6 protein-coding genes are annotated in these 6,292 nt (G+C 73.2%); 4 read left to right on the top strand and 2 right to left on the bottom strand.

Annotated features, from left to right (window positions below; translation table 11 throughout):
- Positions 1 to 173 precede the first annotated feature (173 nt).
- Complete coding sequence (locus GFD30_RS21100) at positions 174 to 1,835, bottom strand: glycoside hydrolase family 13 protein (protein WP_153026896.1); 1,662 nt, start codon at positions 1,833 to 1,835, stop codon at positions 174 to 176.
- Positions 1,836 to 1,960: 125 nt separating this feature from the next.
- On the opposite strand from GFD30_RS21100, the gene GFD30_RS21095 reads away from it, so the two are divergent.
- A complete protein-coding gene (locus tag GFD30_RS21095; protein ID WP_153026897.1) occupies positions 1,961 to 3,181 on the top strand; it encodes an ROK family protein in 1,221 nt (406 codons plus the stop codon).
- Positions 3,182 to 3,202: 21 nt separating this feature from the next.
- Here the strand turns inward: GFD30_RS21095 and GFD30_RS21090 are convergent, their stop codons facing one another.
- Entirely contained in the window at positions 3,203 to 4,171 is a 969-nt protein-coding gene (locus GFD30_RS21090) for a DUF4349 domain-containing protein (RefSeq protein ID WP_153027142.1), read from the bottom strand.
- 194 nt (positions 4,172 to 4,365) lie between these two features.
- Here GFD30_RS21090 and def point away from each other — a divergent pair, with 194 nt between their 5' ends.
- The 3 genes from def (at position 4,366) to GFD30_RS21075 (ending at position 6,231) form a co-directional block, all read left to right on the top strand.
- Positions 4,366 to 4,920 (top strand): peptide deformylase, encoded by a 555-nt coding sequence (def, locus tag GFD30_RS21085; protein WP_153027141.1) that lies wholly within the window; start codon positions 4,366 to 4,368, stop codon positions 4,918 to 4,920.
- Between the two features lie 53 nt (positions 4,921 to 4,973).
- Positions 4,974 to 5,591 carry a class I SAM-dependent methyltransferase gene (locus tag GFD30_RS21080; RefSeq protein WP_153027140.1) on the top strand — a complete coding sequence of 206 codons (618 nt, stop codon included), beginning with the start codon at positions 4,974 to 4,976 and terminating at the stop codon, positions 5,589 to 5,591.
- 103 nt (positions 5,592 to 5,694) lie between these two features.
- The gene (locus tag GFD30_RS21075) at positions 5,695 to 6,231 is read left to right on the top strand and encodes a tetratricopeptide repeat protein (RefSeq protein WP_194202049.1); all 537 of its coding nucleotides are present in this window, start codon (positions 5,695 to 5,697) and stop codon (positions 6,229 to 6,231) included.
- Positions 6,232 to 6,292: the final 61 nt, after the last annotated feature.

Raw genomic sequence — 6,292 nt, 5'->3', positions numbered from 1 at the left:
CCGCCGCGTTTCAGGTTCCCGGAAGTCCGGGCGACGCCGTTCCCGGCAGTCGTCGGCGGCCGCCCTGCGGATGCTCTCCGCCGCGCCGCCGTGTCCCGAAGGCGCCGGGTCCCCGAAGGCTCCAGTGACGCCGTTCCCGCCGGGCCGAGCGACCGCGGGAACGGCGCCGCCTGCTACGGCCTGCGGAGCCAGACGGTCGTCTCGCCGGGCAGTTCGCCCTCGCCGAGCGGGCCGCTCGCCAGGAGCACCTCGCCCTCCGGCAGCGGCACCGGGTCGGATCCGAAGTTCGCCACGGCCTCCCAGCCGTTCGAGCGGCGGATGTGCAGCACCGCATTGGAAGCGTTGTGGACCCACTCGAGCGTCTCGCCGGTCTGGAGCTCGCGGCGCAGCGCCAGCGCGTCCCGGTAGAGCGAGAGCGTCGAGGACGCGTCGCCGGTCTGCGCCTCCACCGACAGCTTCCCGAACCAGTCCGGCTGCGGCAGGTGCGCCGGCCCGGACCCGAACCCGTACGACGGGCCCTCGACCGTCCACGGGATCGGCACGCGGCACCCGTCGCGGCCCACGTCCACGCCGGGGCTGCGGAAGAACGTCGGGTCCTGCCGCGCCTCGTCGGGAATGGTCGCGACCTCGCCGAGGCCCAGTTCCTCGCCCTGGTACAGGTACGCGGACCCGGGCAGCGCCAGCATCAGCAGCGTCGCGGCCCGCGCCCGGCGGAGCCCCTGCGCGGTGTCCAGCTCCGGCTCGGTGCCGCGCGAGAGCAGCCACGCCCGGTTGTACTTGCGCGGCTCGTCCCCGTTGGGCGGCAGGCCGTACCGGGTCGCGTGGCGGACCACGTCGTGGTTGGAGAACACCCACGTCGTAGAGGAGCCGGTCTCGACGGCCTGCTCGAGGTTCTCGGTGATGATGCGCCGGAAGGCGGCCGGGTCGAAGTCGGCTTCGAGGAGGTCGAAGTTGAACGCCTGGCCGAGCCCCTCCGAGCTGGCGTAGCGGGCCCGGCGCGCGGGCGGGTCGACCCACGCCTCGGCGACGGCGATCCGCGGCGGGTCGTACTCGTTGAACACCGACCGCCAGGAGGCGTAGATGTCGTGGACCTCGTCGCGGTCCCACAGCAGGTGCATGCCGGTGGCCTTGTCCATCGCCTCGAGTTCGGCCTGCGAGGGCAGGTCGGCGGGGAGGTGCTTGGCGAGGGCGTGCGCGACGTCGACGCGGAAGCCGTCGACGCCCCGGTCCGACCAGAACCGCAGCGTCTTGAGGAAGTCCTCCCGCACTTCCTCGTTGCGCCAGTTGAAGTCGGGCTGCTCGGGCGCGAACAGGTGCAGGTACCACTGGCCGTCGCCCACGGCCGTCCACGCGGGGCCGCCGAACATGGAGACCCAGTCGGCGGGCGGCAGTTCGCCGTTCGCGCCGCGGCCGTCGCGGAAGACGTACCGGTCGCGCTCGGGGGAGCCCTTCGGGGAGGCGAGCGCGGCCTGGAACCACTCGTGCCGGTTGGACGAGTGGTTCGGGACGATGTCCACGATGAGCTTGATGCCGGCGGCGTGGAGCGCGGCGATCATGGTGTCGAAGTCATCGAGCGTGCCCAGGCGCGGGTCCACGTTCCGGTAGTCGTCGACGTCGTAGCCGCCGTCGGCGAGCGCGGACGGGTAGAACGGGCTCAGCCACACCGCGTCGACGCCGAGCCGCGCGAGGTAGTCGACGCGCGAGGTGATGCCGCGCAGGTCGCCGATGCCGTCGCCGTTCGCGTCAGCGAAGCTGCGCGGGTAGATCTGGTAGACGGTGGCCTGGCGCCACCAGTCGGCCGCGGTGGGAGAGGCCGGGCTCGGAGCAGCCATCATGGGTGCCTTTCGGTGTGGTGGATCCGCGCCGGAGCGCGTGACGGTTCCTTGTGATTAAATCTAATACCAAAATCAAATCACTCCAGTCATGCTGCGACAGCGAAGGCGAGGTGTCAAGCGCGATCATGGAACCCGACGGACCCGACGACCGGGGTGCCCACCCCCAGCGGCGCCTGAACACGGCGGCCGTCCTGGATCTGGCCTGGGAATCCGAGGCGTTCACCGCCAGCGATGTGATTGCCGCCACGGGACTGACCCGCTCGACGGTCATCGCGCTCTGCGACGAGCTCGTCGAGCGCGGCTGGTTCGCCGAGCTCCCCAACGCCCGCGCCGCCGGCGGCGAGTACCGCAAAGGCCGCCCCGCCCGCCGCTACGAGCTGCGCGCCGACGCCGGAGTCGTCCTCGGCGTCGACGCCGGCCAGCACTGCATCACCGCCACCGCCGCGGACCTCCGCGGCCGCGAACTCGCCCGCGCCCACACCGAGATCGACCCCGACGGACGCGACGGCGCCGAGCGCCTCGCCGCCGCCGACGCCACCGTCGCGGCCGTCCTCGACCGCGCCGGCGCCCGCCCCGAAGCGGTCCTCTGCACCGCCGTCGGCGTCCCCGCCCCCACCGGCCTCGACGGCTCCTCTCCCGAAGGGGAGCAGCGCTTCTGGGAGCGCATGAACCCCGGCTACGCCGCGCACTTCCGCGCTCGCGGCTGGCTCACCGAGGTCGAGAACGACGCCAACCTCGCCGCGCTCGCCGAAGGCGCCCTCGGCGCGGGCGCCGGCGCCTCCTCCTACATCGCACTCGTCTCCGGCGAGCGGTTCGGCGCCGGCTACGTCGTCGACGGCCACCTCGTGCGCGGGCGACGCGGCGCCGCCGGCGAGCTGCGCCTGCTCGCCCTCGTCGAAGGCGTCGGCTCCACCCACGGCATCGGGAACCTGCTGCGCCGCTGGGCACTCGAGGTCCGGGCCGAAGGCGCCGCCGACCCCGGCAGCCCGCTCATGACCGCCCCCGCCGACCGGCTCGGCGCCGAACTCGTCCTCCGCGCCGCCGAGGCCGGTGACGGGGCCGCGCTCGCGCTGGCCGAGCGCATGGCCGAGCGCCTGGCGCGGATCTGCGCGGTCCTCGGCGGCCTGCTCGACGTGGAGCGGATCGTGCTCGCCGGGGCGGTGGCCGCGTCGCTCGACGTGGTCCTCAAGCGCGCGGCGCAGCGCCTCGACGAGCTGACCCACCCGCCCGCGCCCGAACTCGTGGCCTCGACCCTCGGGGGCGGGGTCGTCAGCCTCGGGGCCGTGACCCGAGCCCTCGAGGTCGTCCGGGCGAACGCGATGGACCTGCAGCCGGTTCGTCCCTAGTGGACGAGCCGGCCCGCGGCCTCAGACGTGCTCGTGCGGCTGCGCCTGCGGCTGCGCCTGCGGCCGCGGCTGCGGCGCGCCCGCCGGATGCGGCTGCGGCGACACGGGCGCCGCGGACCGGCGGCGCCTGGCCCGCCACCGGAGCGGGACGACGACCGCGGCGGCGGCCAGGGCCGCGAGCGGCAGGAACGGCAGGAGCACGCCGAGGACCACCGAGAGCGCGACGACGACGGCCACCGCGCCCTTGAAGCCGGTCACGAGGCCGTCCCAGAAGCTGTCGGGCCCGGTGTAGCCCGACTCCTCCGCGACCGGCACGTACGGTGCGGTGACGGTGAAGTCGATGGTGGACAGGGCGATCCGGTCCTCCAGGTCCGCCAACTGCTGCTGGAGCGAGGCGAGCTCGCCCTCGCGTTCGGCGAGCTCGGTCTCCAGCTCCAGGATCGCGGTCACCGACGTCGCCTCGGCGAGCAGCTCGCGCACGCGGGCCACGCTGGCGCTCTTGGTCGCGATGTAGGACTCGAGGTCGACCACGGCCTCGGTGACGTCCTCGGTGGTCACCGAGCGGCGGACCTCGGACTCGGCGAGCGCGGTGAGGCCGTCCATCGCCTCCTGGAAGTGCTCGGAGGGGATCCGCATGGACAGGTGCGCGCTGCCATGAACCGCGTCGCCCGCGGTCGAGAGGTCCCGCTCGTCGGCGCTGACGTACCCGCCGAGCGACTCGGCGAGGTCCCACGCCTCCTCGGCGACCCGGTCCGGATCGGGATCGGCCACTTCGAGCGTCGACTCGTAGATCACGTCGCGGTTCCCGGCGTCGACCTGAGGATCGGCCGCACCGGAGGCGCCGTCGACCGCGCCTTCCTCGACAGCGCCGTCCTCGACCGCGTCGGCCGCCTCGGGCTCGGCGGAGCCGCCGGAGGAGTCGGCGCTCCCGCAGCCGACGAGGAGCAGCGCCGCCGCAGCGGCCACAATGGATATCCTGAAGGTGCGCATGTGCTGCCTCGCAAAGGGGTGAGGAGGGGTGGCGGCCAGGGATCCGCCGCCGCCTCCAATGATCCCGATCCCGCGTAACGGACCGGAGACGAACCGCTATCGAACGGGAGGGATCAGACACCGGTCCGGAAACTATTGCCATAGACTTGCAATAAGCGGCATCATCCCGAGCCGCCAGGAATCGAGGAGACCCGTTGGCGACCGACCACACCGAAGCGGGCACCGGACCGAACCCAGGGGACCGGGGCACGGCCCGTCCCGTCGTCCGCTACGGCGAGCCCGTGCTGCACCGCGCGTGCGCGCCCGTCGAGCGGTACGACGACGCGCTCGCCGGTCTCGTCGAGGACATGTTCGCGAGCATGTACGCCGCGAACGGGGTCGGCTTGGCCGCCAACCAGATCGGCGTCGACGCCCGCGTGTTCGTGCTCGACTGCGAGGACGCCGACGGCGAGCGCACCGTCGCCGCGGTCGTCAACCCCGTGCTCATCCTGCCCCCGCCGCCGCGCGAACTCGCGGTCGACGACGAGGGCTGCCTGTCGGTCCCCGGCGCGTTCACCGAGACCCCGCGCTCGGCGACGGCGGCCGTCGAGGGCTTCGACCCGGCCGGGAACCCGATCCGCATCGAGGGCACCGGGACCCTCGCGCGCTGCCTGCAGCACGAGTGCGACCACCTCGACGGCACCGTCTACGTCGACCGCCTCCCCGCCAAGACCCGCAAGCGGATGCTCGCCGACGCGGGCCTGCGCTGAGGGCCGGCCCCGCCCCTCCGAGCCATGTCGCACCCCTCGGGCACCATCGCCCCATGGGATACGAGAAGGTCAAGGCCGACCTCCGCGCGGCCTACGACGCCGACGCCGACGCGCGCGAGGCGATGGAGGACGCGGTGTGGAAGCAGGACGAGCGGACCCGCTTCCACGCCCACCTGCGGGAGGCGGGCGCGCGGACCCTCCTCGAGATCGGCGCCGGACACGGCGTCAGCGGGCGCTTCTTCGCCGACCGCGGCCTGGCGGTCACCTGCACCGACCTCTCCCCGGAGCTGGTCGAACGCTGCCGCGCCAAGGGTCTCGACGCCCGTGTCATGGACTTCTCCCGACTCGACTTCCCCGACGGCGCCTTCGACGCCGTGTTCGGCATGAACTGCCTGCTGCACGTTCCGAAAGCCGAACTCCCCGGGGTCCTGGCCGGCATCGACCGCGTCCTCGCCCCCGGCGGTCTGTTCTACTGGGGACAGTACGGCGGACGGGACTCCGAAGGCGTCTGGGACACCGACCGGTACGAGCCCAAGCGGTACTTCTCGTTCTTCACCAGCGCCCGCATCGAGGCCGCCGCCGAGGAGTACTTCCGGCTCGGCGAGACCGCCCATGTCCCCATCGACGGCGGCATCGACCAGTACCAGGGGCTCGTCCTCCACAAGCGCTGAACCGCAACGCCTCCGATCGGCCCTGGCGACGGGGCCGTTCCGGCTCTATCCTCGCCTCAGGCCGCCTCGCCGCGGCTCCACGGCCCGGAAAGGGGGACGCGCATTGTCCGCAGAGCGCCACCAGATCGCCGAACTCATCGCGACCGGCAAGGACGGGCGCATGTACGCGACCGAGCCGGACAGGCTCCGCCGCCTCGTCCACTTCGAACTCGCCCGCGAACCCCGCCTCCCGCAGCCTGAACTGCGCCAAGCGGGCGTCGGACTCATCGCCCTCGGCGACTTCGCCGCCGCCCAGAAGGTCCTCGCCGCCGCCGTCGACCGCGCCGAGACCCCGCAGCAGCAGGTGGCGGCCCTCGTCAACCTCGGCGACGCCCACCGCTACCCCGGGCGGCTCGACGCCGCCGAAGCGCACTACCGGCGCGCGATCGAACTCGCCCGCACCCGCTGCCCCGACTACGTCCACTACACCCTCCAGCACTACGGCAAGCACCTCATCGACGCCCGCCGGCCGCACCTCGCCGTCGACGTCCTCACCGAGGTCCTGGAGATCCGCGAACGCATCGGCGACCCGGCGCTCATCGCCTCGACACAGGACGCGCTGAGCGTCGCCCGCGCCGCGGTCGGGCAGCGTACTATCTGACCGCGCCGTTTTCCCGCCGCTTCCGACAGCCGCTTCCGACCGAACGGCCGCAGACCCCGGC

It is taken from the genome of Glycomyces albidus (assembly GCF_009451885.1).
Classification (GTDB): domain Bacteria; phylum Actinomycetota; class Actinomycetes; order Mycobacteriales; family Micromonosporaceae; genus Glycomyces; species Glycomyces albidus.
Note: the sequence above shows the minus strand (reverse complement) of the source record. Positions and strands in the feature narration are given on the sequence as shown.

Excerpts from the sequence above, each read along its gene's own strand:
- GFD30_RS21095 (WP_153026897.1), top strand. The coding sequence starts at position 1,961 with ATGGAACCCGACGGACCCGACGACCGGGGTGCCCACCCCCAGCGGCGC.
- GFD30_RS21100 (WP_153026896.1), bottom strand. The coding sequence starts at position 1,835 with ATGATGGCTGCTCCGAGCCCGGCCTCTCCCACCGCGGCCGACTGGTGG.
- GFD30_RS21080 (WP_153027140.1), top strand. The coding sequence starts at position 4,974 with ATGGGATACGAGAAGGTCAAGGCCGACCTCCGCGCGGCCTACGACGCC.
- GFD30_RS21090 (WP_153027142.1), bottom strand. The coding sequence starts at position 4,171 with ATGCGCACCTTCAGGATATCCATTGTGGCCGCTGCGGCGGCGCTGCTC.